The sequence below is a fragment of the Chryseobacterium piperi genome, from assembly GCF_002285635.2.
Taxonomy (GTDB): Bacteria; Bacteroidota; Bacteroidia; order Flavobacteriales; family Weeksellaceae; genus Chryseobacterium; species Chryseobacterium piperi.
Genome location: NZ_CP023049.2, coordinates 1683662 through 1704168, shown reverse-complemented (window position 1 = coordinate 1704168; position 20507 = coordinate 1683662). Strand labels below are relative to the sequence as shown.

Here is a 20507-nt window from a genome sequence, read left to right as displayed (position 1 = left end):
AAATATCTTTTAAATGGATAAAAATATGGGATACTTTGTGCGTAAAGGTTTTTGTTTTTCTGGAATAGGTTTGCATAAATAACGATCCGTAGAAATCTAAAATATAGTGAGTAAATTTAGATTTCTACGGAATGGTAAATATTGCTAATGATCTGTAATCGATGATAATTATAAAAGAATAGAGGACTTACTCACCAATTCTGCTTCGAAAACATCTGTAAAATGTTTCGTAATCTTGGCTTTTATATCCTTCATTTCTTCCGGAGTAAGTTCTCTTTCAAGCTCTCTTTTTATAGAGGTAACCTGCTTGTCTTTAATTCCACAAGGGATAATATATTCAAAATACCTCATATCAGTATTTACATTCAGGGCAAAACCATGCAGGGTAACCCAGCGGGAAGCTTTTACTCCCATTGCGCATATTTTTCTGGCATAAGGCTTTCCAACGTCCAGCCAAACTCCTGTTTCTCCTTTAGAACGTTCGCCTTTAAGTCCATACTCAGCAATAGTTCTGATAATTACTTCTTCCAGGTTTCTCATATACAGATGAATATCGGTAAAGAAGTTTTCAAGATCTAAAATAGGGTATCCTACGATCTGTCCGTAGCCGTGATAAGTAATATCTCCACCGCGGTTGACCTTTACAAAAGTAGCATCGATTTCTTTTAACTTATCGAGGCCGGCCAACATATTTTCTTCGTGACCGCTTTTTCCTAAAGTGTATACATGAGGATGTTCCACCAAAAGAAAGTGATTCGGAGTAGTTACATGCTGTTCAGCCGGTAAGTCTCGATTCTTTATTTTGGTATCGATAATATTTTTCATCAGCTTTTCCTGATAGTCCCAGGAAGGCTGATAATCTTTTATCCCTAAATCCTCAAATTCTACTACTTTATTTTGATTTGTATTCATACGCCGGTATCGATTTCTTATAATAGGTCTATGAAATCATAATTTCATCCCCATTTTTTGATATACAAATTTAGTGAATTTTAGTCTCTTATGGAATTAATAAAATCTATAGCCTTGATCTTCCAATCTTTATTCTTTAATAATATATCCACAAATGCCGTTCCTATAATCCCACCATCAGCTTTTTCCGTAACATTTTCAAAATCATTTTTGGATTTTATTCCGAAACCGATCAATACAGGATTTTTTAGGGGTAGGGTGGCGATCCTGGAAAGGTAATCTTCGTTTTTTAATACCGCATTTTGATTTCCAGTTGTGGATGAGGAACTTACAGCATATAAAAAACCTGAGCTTAAAGAATCCAGATATCGGATCCTCTCATCTGAAGTTTCCGGAGTAATCAGAAAAGTAAAATTAAGATTGTATTTTTTTAAGATATGTGCATAATTTTTTTCAAATTCGATAGGAGGGAGATCAGGAATAATTAATCCGGAAACGCCGCTATTTGCACATTGTTTACAGAAGTTTTCAAAGCCGAAACTGAGAACAGGGTTAATGTAACCCATTAAAATAATCGGAATTTTAATTTCGTTTTTAATCGATTTCAGTTGAGAGAACAGCTTTTCAATGGTCATTCCGTTTTTTAAGGCCGATTCATGAGCCTGCTGAATAACAGGACCGTCGGCAACGGGATCAGAATAAGGCATTCCGATTTCCATCATATCTGCTCCGGAATCCTGTATCAGTTGTATAATATCTGCAGTATCTTCCAATTGTGGAATCCCTGCTGTGAAGTATATGTTGAGTTTTTTCATAGGGTTTAAATTGTATTGATGTATTCATGTAAAATGTATTTATGATAGTCCATATGACTTTTTAATTATATTTCATTTCTTTAAGAAAGCTATCATTGTGTTTTGGTTAGCTTTCAAAATCATTTTACATAAATACTTTTTACATTTTATAAATTCTTTAAATATGTTTCCATATCCTTATCACCACGTCCGCTCAGGCAGATAACGACAATATCATTTTTATTAAATTTCTTTTTATCCAAAATAGCCAAGGCGTGGGAGCTTTCCAATGCGGGAATAATACCTTCTAATTTTGTCAGTTCAAAAGCTGATTTTAAAGCTTCATCATCGTTAATGCTAAAAAATTCACCCCGTTTTTCATTGAATAAATGAGCATGGAATGGTCCTATTCCTGGATAATCCAGTCCTGCAGAAATAGAATGAGGTTCAATCACCTGTCCGTCTTTTGTCTGCATTACAAGGCTTTTACTTCCATGTAAAACGCCTAATGTTCCCAGAAAAGTGGTTGCTGCTGACTTTCCCGATTCAATTCCTAAGCCTCCGGCTTCTGCAGCAATAATTTTTACCTCTTCTTCATTAACGAAATGATAAAATGTTCCGGCTGCATTACTTCCTCCGCCTACACAGGCAATGACATAATCCGGGTTTTCTCTTCCAATTTGCTCGTAGAGCTGTTCTTTAATTTCTTTAGAAATAATACTCTGAAATCTTGCTACCAGGTCGGGGAAGGGATGAGGTCCTACGACGCTTCCGATCACATAATGGGTAGTTACCGGATTATTGATCCAGTCTCTTAATGCCTCATTCACTGCGTCTTTCAATGTTTTTGATCCGGAAGTTGCTGCAATCACTTCAGCACCCAGCATTTTCATTCTCGCTACATTCGGAGCCTGTCTCTGAATATCAATCTCGCCCATATAAACAATGCACTCCAGTCCCAGCAAAGCACATGCTGTAGCTGTTGCAACACCATGTTGTCCGGCGCCTGTTTCTGCAATAATTCTGGTTTTTCCAAGACGTTTTGACAATAAAACCTGACCTAAAGCGTTGTTGATTTTGTGAGCTCCTGTGTGGTTGAGATCTTCTCTTTTCAGATAGATTTTGGTATTATATTTCTGGCTTAAGTTTTTGGCAAAATAAAGCGGTGTAGCTCGACCTACGTAGTTTTTCAGTAAATCCTGATATTCTGCCTGAAATTCCTGAGATTCTATGATTTCAAGATAATTTCTTTGCAGTTCTTCAACGTTTGGATAAAGCATTTCGGGGATAAAAGCACCTCCGAACTCTCCATAATATCCATTTTCATCTGGGTTTTTATAATCCATTTCTTTTTTATTATTGTATTAAATAAGCATAATTTTCCAGTGTAAGCTGGCTCAGCAGGTTTTTCTTCTCTTCTGATAAATGAATCACCAAAATGTCATCATCTTCAGAAATAACCCATTCGCTGCCTTCCTTTTCCTTAATGTTTTTTGCCATATCAGCTAAAATTTCTACCGAACATTTTTCATAAAACGGACGTAGATCTGAAAAGCAGAAACCTATTGTTTCTAAATTACGTTGGGTAACATTTTCTGCTACCAGTTGCACCAACTTGCTGCCAAACCCCAATCTCTTTTGTGAAGAAACTAATCCTCCCATTTCGATAAAGGAATAGAGGATGTCAGCAATTTTTAAAACAAAATCAAAATTAAGACGCAGTACAGATGCAATTTCCTCTTTAGCATCAGACAACATATGAAATTCGGAATCTTTAAATAAATTTTTAAAATCATTGGGCTTCAAATTATTCCACTCTTCATGTTCCCAAAGCTCTATGATTTTTTGTATTTCATAGTCTGTTAGTTCTTCCGCTTTTTTAATTGTATATGCCATCTTCATTATTTAAATTATTGATAAATAATAAATTAGATTCAAACTGTTGTTTGTTGATCTGCTTATGCTGATATAAAAATTTTATTTTACTGGCAATGCTGATCTGTGTTTCGATATCAAGTTTTGATTGATACATCGTGAAAATCATTTCTAAATTGTCCAGTAAATAATAAGAGTCAAATTTCTCATAAGATAAAAAAATCTTAAAATAGATCTTTCCCAGATCATAATTGACACTGGCTTTTACATGAGTTTCCATAAGCTTATCAGCGATCATTACCAGGTGATAACTATCCCAGGAATCAATTGTTTTAAAGAAACATTGAATATCCTCTTCATTAAAATGTTTAATGATGTTGATAAACTCGGATAATAATCCTCCCACTTCCCAGTAATCTGTAATACTGTCATTTTCAGAAATGAACTGATGCAGTTCTTCTACTTTTTTACTGTCAAACCTTGGTGGGAATAAAGTCTTATAAAAATGCTTTTTTAATGATTTTATATTCATAGGTTTGAGTTTGTCAGATTAGACTGAAACAATCTTACTTTTTCAATATTTTTGACTCCCGGTTCTGTTTCGAATTTTGAATTGATATCTAAAGCAAAGGGCTTTTGATGCAGATTTTTTATATTCATGACATTTTCTTCTGAAATACCTCCACTTAAAAAATAAGGAATCTGCAGTTCAAATTCATTGAGTAAAGACCAGCCAAACTGTTTTCCTGTTCCTCCGAAAGACTGGCTGTCGGTATCAAAAAGAAGATAATTAACATATTGCTGCACAGAACGGATTGAATCAATGTATTTTTTGTTTGAAGAAAAAGGATCAGTTCCTATTCTCAACACTTTAATAATTTTAATGCTATTACCAGTCTTTTTTCTTAATTCCAAAATGTAATCTTCATTTTCGTCTCCATGCAGTTGGATAAAATTCAAACCGCCCTTTTTTACAATTTCTGCTACTTTACCAACATCTTCGTTAACGAAGACACCTACTTTCCCCGAATGATTAATCTTGAAAAGATCTTCCAGGTTCAGATGGTTCAAAACATATCTCGGCGATTTTTTATAAAATATGAATCCAAGAAAATCCGTATTCAGAGAAATAAGTTCCTGAATCTGATTGATTTGGGTTAAACCACAAACTTTTAATTGTAATGGCTGATTCATGATTATACTGTTACTTTAGAAGTAAAGTCTTCAAAAGCTTTTGCAGGATTTTCATTTCTCATAAAATATTCCCCCATCAGGAATCCATCAAATCCTTTTTCTTTAAGATAGCTGAAGTCTTGACTACTGTAAATACCACTTTCAGCAACAGATAAAACCCCTTCCGGAAGTTGATTCTTTAAGTTAACAGAATGTTGTAAATCAACTTTAAAGTCTTTTAAATTTCTGTTGTTAATTCCAACGAGATCCACATTTGAATTAAAATGGCCAAGTTCTTCTTCGGTGTGTATTTCCAATAAAACTTCCATGCCTAATTCATGTGACAATTCTGTGAATTCCTGTACCTGAGCAGGGGAGAGGCAGGCGGCAATTAATAAAATAACATCGGCACCCATACCCTTGGCTTCATAAAACTGATATTCATCAATCATAAAATCCTTTCTGAGGATAGGAATGTGAATCTGGTTTCGAACACTCAGCATATCTTTAGAACTTCCTCCGAAAAAATCAGAATCTGTAAGAATTGAAATACCACTTGCTCCAAATTTTTCATAAGCGGAAGCAACCTCTAAAGGCGATATTTTATCATTAATAATACCTTTTGACGGAGATTGTCTTTTAAACTCAGCAATAATTCCACTTTTGGATCCGATAGACTCTTTTAATGATTGACCTTTTCTTTCGAAAAATTGGGAATCTTTTAATTGCTCTACCGGAGTATTGGATTTTGAAAAAAGGATTTCTTCTTTCTTTCTCGATATAATTTGATCTAGTATTGTCATTTGTTGTGTGCTTTGTACTTAAATTAAATCTGTATTGTCATTTCGAACGCAATAGAATGTAGTGAGAAATCTATTTTAATAATTTATCTATTAAAGATTCTTCATTCCACTTCGTTTCATTCTGAATGACAGTTGTGGTTTTTAAACATATAGTTGTCATTTCGAACGTAATGGAATGCAGTGAGAAATCTCTATTCAATAGTTTCATTTAAAAAATTCCATTCAGGATTAAATCTGTTAATTAAATTCTCTTTTTTCATTCTCGAATAACCTTTAATTTGTTTTTCTCTTAAAATAGCCTGTTCGACATCTTGGAAGTGTTCATAATAAAGAAGATAGAAACATTTATATTTAGTTGTAAAATGAATATTTCCAGCTTCAGGATTTTTATGCCAATATAATCTAGCTTTTAAATCATTAGTAAAACCAATATAAAGAACAGTTTTGATTCTGTTAGTTAAAATGTAAACGTAGTAATTATGTGTTCCTAATGTTTTCATTTAATTGATTTAACAAAGTAGATTTTTGTAATTTATCTTTTTTGTTTAGAGATTCTTCATTCCGCTTCGCTTCATTCTGAATGACAGTTGTGGTTTTTAAACATATAGTTGTCATTTCGGACATAATGAAATGCAGTGAGAAATCTTTGTTTAATACTTACATGATTTAAAATATACACTGTTTTTTGCAAATTATTATTCCAGCAATAATTCCAGACTTTTTAATGCTTTTCCGCTTTCTAAGCTTTCCTGTGCTAATAAGAGACAGTCATCATAACTGCCAAATTTATGGGTATGGTATAACGCAACCGAAGCATTGGCCAAAACCACAGAGTTTTGTTGCTCTGTTCCTTTACCGTTAAGGATGTTCTTGAAAATTTTAGCTGTTTCCTGAATTGTGCTTCCTGCTTGTATGCTTTCCGGGCTTACAGAATCAAAACCTAGGTCTTCGGCAGAGTAAATTTCCTCTCCTTTTTTAGTGATAATTTTGGTATCCTGTGTTAAGCTTATCTCATCATATCCATCCAACCCATGAACCAAAATAAATTCTCGTGAATTTTCCTTTTGTAGGAGATACTGATAGATTCTTGCAATTTCCAAATTGTAGACACCGATCACAGAAAATTTAGGCTTTGCAGGATTAACCAATGGACCTAATAAATTGAAAAAAGTTCTTAAGCCTAATGATTTTCTTAAAGCTCCTACAGACTGAAGTGCCGGATGAAAATAAGGAGCATGTAAAAAACAGATATTGGCTTTTTCCAGATCTTTATTCAATTTACCAGAGTCATTATTCATTTGATAACCTAATTCCTCTAAAACGTTAGAAGATCCTGTAACAGCTGAAGCACCATAGTTTCCGTGTTTGGTCACCTTTTGACCTGCTCCTGCAATGATAAAGCTGGCTAAGGTTGAAATATTGATGGTATTTTTTCCATCACCTCCTGTTCCTGTAATATCAATTGTATCGCTGGTATCTATAGATACAGGTACAGCCATTTGTAATAAAGCTTCTCTGAAACCTTCCAATTCTTTCAGTGTTATATTTCGCATCAGGAATACACTGATGAAAGCAGTTACTTCCGTCGTATTGAATTTGTTTTGAGCAATTTCAATCATAATAGCTTTAGCCTCGGATTTCGATAAAGTATGATGATTGAATAAATATTGCAGAATTTCTTTCATTTGTGGGGTTTTTGTGGTTGAGGGATTTTCTAGAGCTTTCAATGTAAAAGGAAGTTTTTAATGATTACTTCTCCGTCCGGAGTTAAAATACTTTCAGGGTGAAATTGTACACCATGTACATCATATGTTTTATGCTGTAAGGCCATAATCATCCCGTCTTTATCTACTGCTGTAACTTCTAATTCTTCTGGGAAGTTATCTGGATTTACAGCCCAGCTATGGTATCTTCCCACTTCCAGCCCAGAAGGTATATTTTTGAAAAGCTTGGTTTCATCTTTTACCAGATCAGTAGAAGTCGCCACCCCATGAAAAATTTCAGAAAGATTGATGAGGCTTCCCCCAAAAGCTTCTGCAATGGCCTGTTGTCCAAGGCACACACCCAGGATGCTTTTCGTAGGGGCATATTTTCTGATCACATCCAGTAAAATACCAGATTCTTCAGGAATTCCAGGACCTGGAGAAAGGATTATTTTATCGTATTGATCAATCTCTTCTAAAGTAATCTGGTCATTACGGAAAACATCTACTTTTTGATCCAGAATTCTTTCAATAATCTGAACGAGATTATAAGTAAAGCTATCGTAGTTATCAAAAACTAAAACTTTAGTTGCTTTTTGTTCTTTTATATTTTTATCCATTTGCTTATTTTTTTTATAACTGGTAAGATGCCGGATTAATAGCTCATTTTATCTGCTTTTTCAACAGCTTTTTTTAATGCATTAAGCTTATTATTGACTTCCTGTAATTCACTTTCAGGATTAGATTTGGCAACCAGTCCGGCTCCTGCCTGATAAAATAATGTATTGTTTTTGCTTAAAAATGTTCTGATCATAATGGCCTGATTGCAACTTCCATTAAGTCCAACCATCCCGATACAGCCTCCGTAGTAACCACGGGAATCTTTTTCATATTGATTGATAAGTTGGAGTGCTTTGTGCTTTGGAGCTCCACTTAATGTTCCTTGAGGAAAAGTAGCTGCAACCACTTCGAAAGGATTGGTTTTCTCTGGTAATTCTGCAGTAACTTCACTTACCATATGAATAACGTGAGAAAAAAGCTGAATCTCCTTCAGTTTAGTAACCGTGACATTTTTTCCTAATTTCCCTAAATCATTTCTTGCTAAGTCAACCAACATGGTATGCTCTGCATTTTCCTTGGCATCGTTTTTCAATTCTTCAATAGACTGTAAATCGATATCAAAATTTCCGGTTCTTTTAAACGTTCCTGCAATAGGGTGAATGATGGCTTTGTGATCTTTAATAATCAACTGGCTTTCAGGACTGGAACCGAATAACTTATAATCCCCATAATCGAAAAAGAACAGATAGGGGGAAGGGTTGATATTTCTTAAAGCACGATAAACATTGAATTCGTCCCCAAGGAATTTTTGTTCAAACCTTCTGCTTAATACCAATTGGAAAACGTCTCCACGCATACAATGCTTCTGAGCTGTTTTTACCAATTCAAGATATTCCTCATCTTTGATATTGGAAGTTTCCTGACCTATTTTTTCAAATGGATAAATCGCTGAATTTTTATTTTTAATCAAATTTTCCAAAGTGTACAATTCAGATTTTACACCTTCAATTTGATTTTCAATGAAATACATTTCATCATTATAATGATTGATCGCAATCACATACTGGTATAAACGGTACCGAAGCAGTGGAATTTCAACTTCCTCACTTTGAGCTTTAAAAGTTACATTTTCAAAAAACTGAACAGCTTCAAAACTGGTATATCCAAAAAGGCTTTGAGCCGTTTCTTCGATGGCATCCGTAGTTTTTTCACACTCGAATACAGAAGAAAAATCATGTAGGATATCAGCTATTTTATGATCAATGATGAACTGTTTTACAGGTTCTGAATTGGGAAGTTTTATTTCAAACTCATTAAGGTTTTTAATTTCAATTCCTGCAATAGCATTGATGGCAATAAAAGAAAAGTTATTATCAATATTTTTGGAATCCGAGCTCTCCAGTAATATGGTATCTCTGAATTTATCACGGATCTGCAGGTAGATTCCCATTGGAGTCTGAAGGTCTCCTAATGTCTTTTTAGAAACGGTTTTTATTTTTATTTTTTTGCTAAACATTTGCAGTTTTATTTTTTTGAAATTATGTAATAAAAAAAGACTTCAACGAAATTCGTCAAAGTCTATATATTTTGTTTTTATCTTATTCTGGTTGTAAGCGTGTTTTTACAATTAACGACATGATAATAACTTCAGACCCGACGAAGAGTTTGAAAGCCACCACCAAATATTGTTGCTCATATTAAACATGGGACAAATTTAGATATTTTTTTAATATAAAAAACAAAAAAGAGGAAAATTAAAAAAACTTAAGATAAAATTAACTATTTCAACTGCTTCAGCTCCTTCTTTAATTCTTCCATTTTAATAGTATAATTTCTGTCTTCATAGGTCTGTAAATAATCATCCAGGGCTGAAATATATTCTTTTAAAAATTCCTTATTCGTTGGATCTGCTTCATATTTTATTTTTGCAGAATTGATAGGAGCTTGTTTTTCGTATCGACGAAGATTTTTACCTTCTTCAGATTCATTATATAGAATAACGATGTTTTTTTCATAACCGGGGATGTATTTTACCGGAAAAGGTTGATTAACCTGTGGGATCCTGATAGCGTTCTCAATGGGATAGATGGCTGCAGAAGTTGTTGAGAAGAAAGTTGTAGTATATGATTGATCCTGTTTTTTTACAATAGCTTCATAGTCATGGATGTACATGTCGTTTAGGGTGGAGTTTGTTTCAATATAGGAAGTAATAATGGCTGTGCTTTCCACTCCATACTTATTTAAAAACCATGCATTCAGAAACTGACCGGCTACGCCATTTAAAATGGCCAATGGAAGAATTGGAATCAGAAACCAGACCTTTCTGGTGATAAATGAGACTAAGCCAAAAAACAAAATAAGGATAATCACAGTATAAAAACCATGATGACTTGTGAAAAATAGAATTTTAGAAACAATAATCATAGTTTAAATTTAAAATTTTATATTCACATGAGTCCGGATTAATTAATTAAGTTTCCAAAAAATAATCATTAAAATGGGTATTTATCACCATTTTAAAAATTTATTTTTTATACTTTTGCTTAAATTTTATAGAAAAAATAATGAAAAAAGTATTAGCAATTGCGTTTATCGGAAGTTTATTCGTTGTAAACTGCTCTAAAAAACCAGATCATTCATTACAGGACAGCAACACCATGCTTGAAGAACCGGAAGTAACTACAGTGGTTGATTCTACAAAGGCTAAGGCTGCTCCAGCACCGGCTGCTGCAACTTCAGCCCCAGCTACGGAAGCTGCTAAAACTGACTCTACGGCAAAAAAATAATGAAAAAATTATTTTTGACAGGATGTATGGGATTACTCATTCTTTCCTGTTCCAAAAAAGAAAATACACCCGTTGATGCAACTTCTTCTGAAACAGCAGTGGTTTCAGAACCTGTAAAATCCAACCTTTCAGGAAGTCAAATCATTGAAACGATGGATTGTACAGGGTGTCACACGGTTAATGAAAGAATGATAGGACCTTCTTATCAGGAAATAGCTGATAAATATTCTGAAAAGGATATCGAAATGCTTGCTTCCAAGATTATAGAAGGCGGTAGTGGGGTTTGGGGAAGTGTTCCTATGCAGCCTCATCCTCAGGTATCTAAAGAAGATGCAAAAAAAATGGTAGAATATATTTTAAGCCAGAAAAAATAAAATATGTCTACTGAAAAATCCAGTCTGCACACAAGAAATCCGCATCGTAATCCCTATGATTTTGATCAGCTTATTTCTTGTGTGCCAGAACTGAAACAGTATGTTTTTACCAATGACTACCAGACGGTAACGATTAATTTCAGTATTCCCAAGGCAGTAAAACTTCTTAATAAAGCACTGTTATCTCATTTTTATAAGATTAAGAACTGGGATATTCCTGATGCTAATCTGTGTCCTCCTATTCCCGGAAGGGCTGATTATGTACATTATATAGCAGATATATTGGGTGAACAACAGAACGAGATTCCGACAGGCCTATCTATAAGAGGTCTGGATATTGGAGTAGGGGCTAACCTTGTTTATCCTTTAATCAGCCACAGGTCTTATGGATGGAGAATGCTGGGAACGGATATCAATGAGGCTTCTTTGAAAAATGCACAGTACATTCTGGATGAAAATCCTGATTTAATTCCTGCTATCCAGCTAAAACATCAGCCTGATCCTAAAAGCATATTTAAAAATGTAATAGGTGCTGAAGACCGGTTTGTATTTTCTATGTGTAATCCTCCTTTTCATGATTCTGAAGAGGCTGCTATAAAGGGAAATCTTAGAAAGACAAAGAATGTTCACAAGTCAAAAGTACGTAAGCCGCTTCTTAATTTTAGCGGACAACAATCAGAATTATGGTGTGAAGGAGGTGAATTGGCCTTTATTTCAAATATGATTCATGAAAGCGCTTTATATTCATCACAAGTTCTTTGGTTTACATGTTTGGTTTCGAAAAAAGAGAACTTATACAAACTCACTACAGTCTTAAAGAAAGTCAAGGCAGTCGATTTTAAAATTATCGATATGGCTCAGGGTCAGAAGATAAGCAGAATACTAGCCTGGACATTTATTCCTCAGCAAGAAGGTAAAAACTGGTTTTTTATAAAGTAAACTAAGGAAGTTATGAGGTTCGGGGTTCGGGATACAAAGTTTCACATTGGATAGTAAAAAGAAAGCGATTTTACGATTTTACAAATCCGCGATTCCGCCTTTTAGCCTTTCCGCCATTTTGCCTCTTCACAAACAACATCAGAATTCCTGCCTTTACCAGTTTTATATGAAATAAATTATATTTCTAAAAAAAGCCATTGATGATCAATTCAAAAATGCCTAAATTTGTACGCTTTTAGAAAAATAAGAAATGCAATTATCAGAACAAGAAATCATTAGAAGAGAAAAGCTTAATAAGCTTGTTGAAATGGGAATCAATGCGTTCCCTGCGGATGAATATAAAATTACAGACACTACAGAGTCTATAAAACAGGATTTCTCTGAGAATAAACAGGTAAAGATTGCTGGTAGATTGATGTCCCGCAGAATTCAAGGAAAGGCTTCTTTTGCTGAATTGCAAGATTCTACAGGTAAAATTCAGGTATATTTCAACAGAGATGAAATCTGTACCGGTGAAGATAAAAGCTTATACAATGATGTATATAAGCACCTTTTGGATATTGGTGATATTATCGGTATCGAAGGGGAATTGTTTACAACACAGGTAGGAGAAAAGACGGTATTGGTAAAAAACTTTACACTTCTTACCAAGTCTTTACGTCCTCTTCCACAAGCAAAAACAGATGAGAATGGGGTAACCCATGATGCATTTAATGATGCAGAATTAAGATACAGACAACGTTATGTAGATTTAACGGTTAATCCACATATTAAAGAAATCTTCGTAAAGAGAACAAAATTGTTCAATGCAATGAGAACTTTCTTTAATGATGCAGGATATTTTGAAGTGGAAACTCCGATTCTTCAATCGATTCCCGGAGGAGCTGCTGCGAAGCCTTTCATCACTCATCATAATGCTTTGGATATTCCTTTATATTTAAGAATTGCCAATGAGTTATATCTTAAAAGATTGATCGTAGGAGGTTTTGATGGGGTATATGAATTCTCTAAAAACTTCAGAAATGAAGGAATGGACAGAACACACAATCCTGAATTTACAGCGATGGAAATCTATGTAGCTTACAAAGATTATAACTGGATGATGGAATTCACGGAGAAATTATTGGAATTCTGTGCTACTAAAGTAAATGGAAATGCAGAATCTACTTTTGGTGAGCATACTATCAACTGGAAAGCTCCTTATCCAAGAGTATCAATGACAGAAGCGATCCAGAAATATACAGGTTTTGACATTACCGGGAAAACGGAGAAGGAATTATTTGATTTCGCGAAGTCAATCGGTATTGAGGTGAATGAAACCATGGGTAAAGGGAAATTAATTGATGAAATTTTCGGAGAGAAATGTGAAGGAAACTTTATTCAGCCGACTTTCATTACCGATTATCCTGTTGAAATGTCTCCATTAACTAAAAAACACAGAACTCATGAGGGGTTAACTGAGCGTTTTGAATTAATGGTTTGTGGGAAAGAGATTGCCAATGCGTATTCTGAGTTAAATGATCCGATTGACCAGAGAGAGCGTTTTGAAGCACAGATGACTTTATCAGAAAGAGGAGATGATGAGGCGATGTTTATCGATCAGGATTTCTTAAGAGCTTTGGAATACGGAATGCCTCCAACGGCAGGATTGGGAATTGGAATGGACCGATTGATAATGTTCTTAACGAATAATCCATCGATTCAGGAAGTACTATTCTTCCCTCAAATGAGACCGGAGAAAACTGTTCCTCAAATTGAATTGGGAGAAGATGAAAAAGTAATCCTTGAAATCTTAAACTCTCAGGAAGAAGCACTCTCTTTAGCGGAGGTCAAAGAAAGAAGCCAGCTTTCCGGTAAAAAATGGGATAAAGCTTCTAAAACTTTAACTAAAAACAATTTAGTAAAAGTAGAAAAAATCGATGATCAGGTATTGATGAAATTGGTTTAAGATAAAAAATAAATATATGAATAAGAGCCTCCTGAAATTTTTTTAGGAGGCTTTTTTATATGTAGTTTTGAATGGTTGATATTATTTTTGTTTTATAAATGTATTTTAGATAATTAATTTGCTAAATAAAATGTATCCAAGTATAATTGTGTATTAAAAATCATATTTAAGGTAATTTATCTGATTGGATGCCGTATTCATGATTTCAACTTTCTTTTTTCAGAGATCATATCATAACCTACTCATAGACTGGCTCTTCACTTTATTTTTTAATATGAATTGATTGATAGAAAATAGACAGGGATTTTTATAGATTTGATTGTATGGTGTTGATATTCAGTTATTTGTTTTATTATTTTATTTCGAAATTAAATTTATTATTATGTAAAATATATTTAATTTTAATATCTATTTGTTGTTTATTTTCATGTTTTATTGGTTATTTAATCTATATTATCTATTATTCAATAGAATAAATGTAATTTGTAATCTTTAAAATTGTTTTTTTCATTACATTTGATAAGTAAATGAAGATGCAGATGAGAAAAACACATAAAAGAAATCCTGATCATTTTTCGCAAAACTATGGACTTTACCAACCGGAATTTGAATTTGATTCCTGTGGGGTAGGCTTTGTTGCCCATATAAAAGGTCTTAAGAGTTATAAAATTGTAAGCGATGCGATTACGATGCTTGAGAATATGGAGCATCGTGGGGCAACAGGATATGAAAGTAATACAGGTGACGGAGCAGGGATTCAGATTCAGATCCCTCATGAGCTTTTGTATGATGAAGCATTAAACTATGGAATAGATTTACCGGAGCCAGGATACTACGGGGTCGGAATGTTATTTTTTCCCCAGAATAATTTTATTCGTGAAGAATGTAAAGAGGTGATTGCTCAATCTGCTGAAAAGTTGAACATTAAAATTTTGGGATACCGTCCTGTTCCAGTAAGTAATATTGATCTGGGAGCGTTAGCAAGGAGTGTAGAGCCTGTTATGGAAATGCTTTTTATAGAACGTCCTTTTGATGTGGAAACTGAAAAAGATTTCGAAAGAAAATTATTTGTTTTTAAAAATTATATTTCTCATCAGGTAATAAGTGTAACAAATAATGATCCTATTGGATTTTATATTGCTTCTTTTTCCTGCAAAAAATTGATTTATAAAGGGCAATTAAGAAGTATTCAGATCAGAAATTATTTCAAAGATCTTACGAATCCTAAGACTCGTTCTGCTTTTGGGATGGTGCATTCCCGTTTTGCCACCAATACATCACCCACATGGAGTTTGGCGCAACCTTTTAGATTTTTAGCTCATAATGGTGAGATTAACACCATAGGAGGAAATCTTAATTGGTTGAGATCTTCCGAGAAGATATTTAAAAGTCAGTTTTTTACCCCTCAAGAAATGGATATGATTCTTCCTTTAACAAAACCGGGGCAATCTGACTCTTCGTACCTTGATAATATGGTAGAACTGCTTTATCATTCAGGACGCTCACTTCCACATACGATGATGATGTTGATCCCAGAAGCGTGGGATGGGTATGAACAAATGGAGCAGTATAAAAAGGATTTCTATGAATTTCATGCTTGTCTGATGGAGCCCTGGGATGGCCCTGCTTCTATTTCCTTTACGGATGGTGAGATCATTGGTGCTACTTTAGACAGAAACGGTCTCCGCCCTTCACGATATTGTGTGACTTCAGATGATCTGGTAATTATGGCATCCGAATCAGGAGCATTGTCTGTAGATCCTAAAAAGGTTATTGAAAGAGGTCGTCTTCAGCCTGGCAAAATGTTTCTTGTGGATTTGAAAAAGGGAACAATCATCAGTGACGATGAGTTGAAAAAAGAAATATGTACCTCAAAGCCTTATCGTGAATGGTTAGACAATATGAGGATTAATATTAATGAATTACCGAATCCTAAAATTCGTTTTAATAAACTTCAGACAGAAGATATTTTTAAATACCAGAAGGCATTTGGCTATTCAAGGGAAGATCTGGATATAGTGATTAAGGAAATGGCCTCTCATGGAAAAGAGCCGATTGGATCTATGGGGTTTGATGTTCCATTGGCTGTTTTGAGTGAAAAGCCACAACATTTAAGTTCTTATTTTAAGCAATTATTTGCCCAAGTGACTAACCCACCGATAGATCCGATCAGGGAAAAACTGGTAATGTCTTTGACGACAATTATCGGAGGGAATGGGAATCTTTTGGAAGAAGATAAAAATTTTGCTCATTCTATTAAACTGGAAAATCCTATTCTAAATAATCAGCAGCTCGAGAAATTACGAAGTGTTGATACCGGAAGGTTTCAATCAAAAACTATATATACCTATTTTAATGCGGAAGGAAAAGAGGGAAGTTTAAAAAAGGCGATTGACAGGATTTGCAGATATGCGGTAGATGCAGTTGATGACGGATTTGAAGTGATTATCCTTTCTGATCGGTCTTTGGATTCCCAACATGCAGCAATTCCATCATTATTGGCTTGTTCTGCGGTTCATCACCATCTGATCAGAAAAGGTCTTCGTAGAAAAATAGGCTTGGTGATGGAGGTAGGAGATGTTTGGGAGGTTCATCATTTTGCAGCCTTATTGGGGTTTGGTGCTACAGCGATTAATCCTTATTTGGCGTTGGCAAGTATCCGGCAAATGTTTGAAGATGGAGAGTTTGGGGAGAATGAAGATTTAGAAAAGCTTAGAGGTAATTACAAAAAGGCAGTAGGAGAAGGTCTTTTAAAGATTTTTTCTAAAATGGGGATTTCAACTTTGCAATCTTATCATGGAGCTCAGATTTTTGAAATTATAGGATTGAATAAGCTGGTGGTAAATACGTGTTTTACGGGAGCTGTTTCCAGGATTGAAGGAATTGGTTTTGATGAAATTGCAAAAGAAGCTTTAGTGAAACATCAGGAAGCTTTTGAAGAGAATTTGGAAAAAGCTCTTTTGGATGCTGGCGGTATTTATCAGTGGAGAGAGAGTAATGAATATCATCAGTTTAATCCACAGTCAGTTCATTTACTACAACAGTCAACCTGGAATAATGACTATGATATCTTTAAAAAATATTCGAGATTAGTAAATAAGCAAATGAGTAAAGCTTCTTTATTGAGAGGTCTATTGGAGTTTAAAAATGACAGGGAGCCTATTTCTTTGGAAGAAGTAGAACCTATAGAAAATATTATGCGCCGGTTTGCGACAGGAGCGATGTCTTTTGGTTCCATTTCATGGGAAGCACACACAACATTGGCTATTGCGATGAATAGAATAGGCGCAAAAAGTAATACCGGGGAAGGAGGTGAAGACGAGGCAAGATATACGCTTAACGAAAATGGAGACAATATGCGTTCATCCATTAAGCAGATTGCCTCCGGTAGATTTGGAGTTACGGCCAGATATTTGGCTGAGGCTGATGAAATTCAAATCAAAATGGCTCAGGGTGCAAAGCCTGGAGAAGGAGGACAGTTGCCGGGGGATAAAGTAGATTCGTGGATTGGAAAAACCAGACATTCAACGCCTGGTGTCGGGTTGATTTCTCCACCACCACATCATGATATTTATTCTATTGAAGACTTGGCTCAGCTCATTTTTGACTTGAAAAACGCTAACCGTCATGCCCGATTATCTGTAAAATTAGTTTCAAAAGCAGGAGTAGGAACCATAGCTTCGGGAGTAGCTAAAGCAAAAGCCGATCACATTCTGATTTCAGGATATGATGGAGGAACAGGAGCGTCACCTTTAAGTTCTATCCGCCATACCGGATTACCCTGGGAGCTTGGTTTGGCGGAGACCCATCAGACTTTGATTAAAAATAAACTCAGACAAAGAGTGACCCTGCAAGTAGACGGACAGGTAAAAACAGGTAGAGATCTGGTTGTGGCAACTTTGTTAGGAGCGGAAGAGTGGGGAATTGCCACTTCTGCTCTTATTGTAGAAGGATGTATATTAATGAGAAAATGTCATTTGAATACTTGTCCTGTGGGGATTGCCACTCAAAATGGAGAACTAAGAAAAAAATTCAACGGAAAAGTAGAACATTTGGTGAATTATTTCAGATTTCTTGCTATGGAAGTTCGTGAGATTATGGCTTGTTTAGGATTTAAGACAATTGATGAAATGGTAGGTCAGTCTCAATGTCTGGAAAGAAAGCCTGGCGTTAATTTCTGGAAACATCAGCATATCGATTTAAGTAGGCTCCTTCAGAAAATAGAAACAGACTTACCTCTTATAAAGACAGAAGAACAGGATGGAGGGTTAGAAACTTCTATTTCGTGGCAAATGATTGAGGCGGCGCAAGATGCGCTTCAAAATAATACTACGATGGAAGCCGGATTTGATATCAAAAATACAGACCGTGCGGTAGGAACCATTCTTTCTCATGAGTTAACTAAGATTTATAAGTCTGAGGGAATGAAAGAAAATTCACTGAGGTTTCATTTTAAAGGAACCGCAGGGCAGAGTTTTGGGGCTTTTTGTAATAAAGGAATAACCATGTGTCTGGAAGGAGATGCGAATGATTATGTAGGGAAAGGACTTTCGGGGGCTCAGTTGGTTATTTTTCCGGATAAAGAGGCTATTATTAAAGCTAATGAAAATAGTATTGTAGGAAATGTAGCTTTATATGGAGCTACTTCCGGAAAACTGTTTATCAGTGGAATGGCAGGAGAACGCTTTGCTGTTCGTAACTCCGGAGCTATTGCAGTAGTAGAAGGAATTGGAGACCATGGATGTGAATATATGACAGGTGGAAAAGTCATTGTGTTGGGCGGTGTCGGAAGAAATTTTGGAGCAGGAATGAGTGGGGGAATTGCTTATGTATGGGATGTAAATGAGACCTTGAAACATAACTTTAATCCTGATATGGCAGACCTGGAACCAATTACAGAAGAAGATAAAAAATTAATTTCGGGTTTGATTAAAGAGCATTTTGATCATACAGGAAGTCCATTGGCGGAATATATACTAAGTGATTGGGATAACAGTCATAAACATTTTACCAAAATATATCCGAGAGAATATAAGAGCGTTGTTGAAAACCATATAAACGTTATGAAATAATGGGAAAGACAGATGGATTTTTATTATATGAACGGGAGCTTCCCCTTAAATTAGATGTTGAAAAAAGACTTCGGGATTATAAAGAATTCATTCAGAAGCCTTCGGATCAACAATTGAATGATCAGTCAGCAAGATGTATGAACTGTGGGATTCCATTTTGTCAGAGCGGTTGTCCTTTGGGGAATCTGATCCCTGAGTTCAATAGAGCGGTATATCAAAAACAATGGGAAAAAGCTTATCGTATTTTAATATCTACCAATAATTTTCCCGAGTTTACAGGACGAATTTGTCCTGCTCCGTGTGAAAGTGCGTGTGTCTTGGGAATTAATGATGAAGCTGTCACTATTGAGGAAATAGAAAAGAATATTGTGGAGATAGCTTTTGAACAGGGGTTTGCTAAGCCAAGGGTACCAAAAGTAAGAACGGGGAAAAAAGTAGCTGTTGTAGGTTCAGGGCCAGCAGGATTGGCTGCTGCATATCAGTTGAATCAGATGGGACACGATGTTGCCGTTCTAGAAAGAGATTCTGAAATAGGAGGGTTACTACGATTTGGAATTCCGGATTTTAAACTGGATAAAAATATTGTAGAACGCAGGGTTCAATGGATGAAAGAAGAAGGTGTGAAGTTTTATACTGGTATCAACGTTGGTGTTGATTATGCTGTGGAAGAGTTGAATCGTAATTTTGATGCGATTGTCCTGGCAACAGGAAGCACTGTTCCAAAAGACCTGATCATTCCCAATCGCGATGCAAAAGGAATTTATTTTGCTATGGATTTTCTTAAGCAAAGCAATAAAAAAGTGAGTGGAATTCCTTTTGAAGAAAAAGAAATTAATGCTAAAGGGAAAAAAGTAGTGGTAATCGGTGGAGGAGATACCGGTTCTGATTGCATAGGAACTTCTAATCGCCAGGGAGCGGAAATTGTATATCAAATCTATTATAAGCCCATGCAGCCTACAGAGCGGGATGAAACAATGCCCTGGCCTACGTATCCTGCATTATTACAGATAACCTCCTCGCATGAAGAAGGATGTGATCGTCTATGGTCTGTTAATTCTAAAGGATTTGTAAAAGATGAAAATGGAAATCTAGAAGGAATTCGTCTTGTGGAAGCAGAGTGGGCTAAAGATTCTGATGCGGGGCAATGGAACTTATATACTGAAAAACTGGGTTCTGAATTTGTTCTCGAATGTGATCTTGTTTTTATTGCACTAGGATATACACATGTAGAACATAAAGGGCTGGTGGAAGCTTTAGATATTCATTTAGATCCCAAAGGGAACTTAATTGGAAATAATACAGAATATAAAACCAACCAGACTAAAGTGTTTTCCTGCGGTGATGCCAGAAAAGGTCAGAGTCTTGTAGTCTGGGCAATTGCTGAAGGCAGACAGTGTGCAGAGAAGGTTAATGAATTTTTAAAAAATGAAGACTGAATCGTATTCAGAATTCATTTTCTCATTCTGGTGAACATGAAATATTAACTCAAATAATTTAGTAGAAAAATTGACGATCAGATATTGATAAAATTAGCTTAGTTTTAAGTTGAAATCATAAAAAATCCTCT

18 protein-coding genes are annotated in these 20507 nt (G+C 35.2%); 6 read left to right on the top strand and 12 right to left on the bottom strand.

Annotated elements, in window-relative coordinates:
- Nucleotides 1-168: 168 nt before the first annotated feature.
- The 12 genes from lipB to CJF12_RS07385 all read right to left on the bottom strand — a co-directional run bounded on the left by lipB (nt 169) and on the right by CJF12_RS07385 (nt 10245).
- On the bottom strand, nt 169-912 hold the full coding sequence (gene lipB / locus CJF12_RS07440; protein WP_034681536.1) for a lipoyl(octanoyl) transferase LipB: 744 nt from the start codon (nt 910-912) through the stop codon (nt 169-171).
- Nucleotides 913-992: 80 nt separating this feature from the next.
- Nucleotides 993-1727 (bottom strand): tryptophan synthase subunit alpha, encoded by a 735-nt coding sequence (gene trpA, locus CJF12_RS07435; RefSeq protein WP_034681535.1) that lies wholly within the window; start codon nt 1725-1727, stop codon nt 993-995.
- Between the two features lie 146 nt (nt 1728-1873).
- Nucleotides 1874-3052 carry a tryptophan synthase subunit beta gene (gene trpB / locus CJF12_RS07430; RefSeq protein ID WP_034681534.1) on the bottom strand — a complete coding sequence of 393 codons (1179 nt, stop codon included), beginning with the start codon at nt 3050-3052 and terminating at the stop codon, nt 1874-1876.
- Between the two features lie 10 nt (nt 3053-3062).
- Nucleotides 3063-3602 carry a hypothetical protein gene (locus CJF12_RS07425; RefSeq protein WP_131329476.1) on the bottom strand — a complete coding sequence of 180 codons (540 nt, stop codon included), beginning with the start codon at nt 3600-3602 and terminating at the stop codon, nt 3063-3065.
- Nucleotides 3586-4113, bottom strand: coding sequence for a hypothetical protein (locus CJF12_RS07420; protein WP_034681530.1), 528 nt, complete (start codon nt 4111-4113; stop codon nt 3586-3588). Before CJF12_RS07420 ends, CJF12_RS07425 begins: the two co-directional genes overlap by 17 nt.
- Nucleotides 4110-4775 carry a phosphoribosylanthranilate isomerase gene (locus CJF12_RS07415; RefSeq protein ID WP_034681527.1) on the bottom strand — a complete coding sequence of 222 codons (666 nt, stop codon included), beginning with the start codon at nt 4773-4775 and terminating at the stop codon, nt 4110-4112. The genes CJF12_RS07420 and CJF12_RS07415 overlap by 4 nt, the downstream gene beginning before the upstream one ends.
- A gap of 2 nt (nt 4776-4777) precedes the next feature.
- Nucleotides 4778-5557: an indole-3-glycerol phosphate synthase TrpC gene (gene trpC / locus CJF12_RS07410; RefSeq protein WP_034681525.1), complete on the bottom strand. Its 780-nt coding sequence runs from the start codon at nt 5555-5557 to the stop codon at nt 4778-4780.
- Between the two features lie 191 nt (nt 5558-5748).
- A complete protein-coding gene (locus CJF12_RS07405) occupies nt 5749-6057 on the bottom strand; it encodes a GIY-YIG nuclease family protein (protein ID WP_034681522.1) in 309 nt (102 codons plus the stop codon).
- 195 nt (nt 6058-6252) lie between these two features.
- A complete protein-coding gene (gene trpD, locus CJF12_RS07400) occupies nt 6253-7242 on the bottom strand; it encodes an anthranilate phosphoribosyltransferase (RefSeq protein ID WP_034681671.1) in 990 nt (329 codons plus the stop codon).
- Nucleotides 7243-7280: 38 nt separating this feature from the next.
- Complete coding sequence (locus CJF12_RS07395; protein WP_034681521.1) at nt 7281-7880, bottom strand: anthranilate synthase component II; 600 nt, start codon at nt 7878-7880, stop codon at nt 7281-7283.
- Between the two features lie 35 nt (nt 7881-7915).
- Nucleotides 7916-9337, bottom strand: a complete 1422-nt coding sequence (locus CJF12_RS07390; RefSeq protein WP_034681519.1) for an anthranilate synthase component I family protein — start codon at nt 9335-9337, stop codon at nt 7916-7918.
- Nucleotides 9338-9600: 263 nt separating this feature from the next.
- On the bottom strand, nt 9601-10245 hold the full coding sequence (locus tag CJF12_RS07385) for a hypothetical protein (RefSeq protein ID WP_034681517.1): 645 nt from the start codon (nt 10243-10245) through the stop codon (nt 9601-9603).
- Between the two features lie 140 nt (nt 10246-10385).
- Between CJF12_RS07385 and CJF12_RS07380 the strand changes: the two genes are divergently transcribed.
- From CJF12_RS07380 to CJF12_RS07355, 6 genes are all read left to right on the top strand, one after another.
- On the top strand, nt 10386-10607 hold the full coding sequence (locus CJF12_RS07380; RefSeq protein WP_034681514.1) for a hypothetical protein: 222 nt from the start codon (nt 10386-10388) through the stop codon (nt 10605-10607).
- Complete coding sequence (locus tag CJF12_RS07375; RefSeq protein ID WP_034681513.1) at nt 10607-10981, top strand: c-type cytochrome; 375 nt, start codon at nt 10607-10609, stop codon at nt 10979-10981. The genes CJF12_RS07380 and CJF12_RS07375 overlap by 1 nt, the downstream gene beginning before the upstream one ends.
- A gap of 3 nt (nt 10982-10984) precedes the next feature.
- Complete coding sequence (rlmF, locus tag CJF12_RS07370) at nt 10985-11920, top strand: 23S rRNA (adenine(1618)-N(6))-methyltransferase RlmF (RefSeq protein ID WP_034681512.1); 936 nt, start codon at nt 10985-10987, stop codon at nt 11918-11920.
- A 250-nt stretch (nt 11921-12170) separates the two neighbouring features.
- A complete protein-coding gene (gene lysS / locus CJF12_RS07365; RefSeq protein WP_034681510.1) occupies nt 12171-13868 on the top strand; it encodes a lysine--tRNA ligase in 1698 nt (565 codons plus the stop codon).
- A gap of 539 nt (nt 13869-14407) precedes the next feature.
- The gene (gltB, locus tag CJF12_RS07360; protein WP_034681666.1) at nt 14408-18940 is read left to right on the top strand and encodes a glutamate synthase large subunit; all 4533 of its coding nucleotides are present in this window, start codon (nt 14408-14410) and stop codon (nt 18938-18940) included.
- On the top strand, nt 18940-20376 hold the full coding sequence (locus CJF12_RS07355) for a glutamate synthase subunit beta (RefSeq protein WP_034681508.1): 1437 nt from the start codon (nt 18940-18942) through the stop codon (nt 20374-20376). Before gltB ends, CJF12_RS07355 begins: the two co-directional genes overlap by 1 nt.
- The last annotated feature ends 131 nt before the right edge of the window (nt 20377-20507 follow it).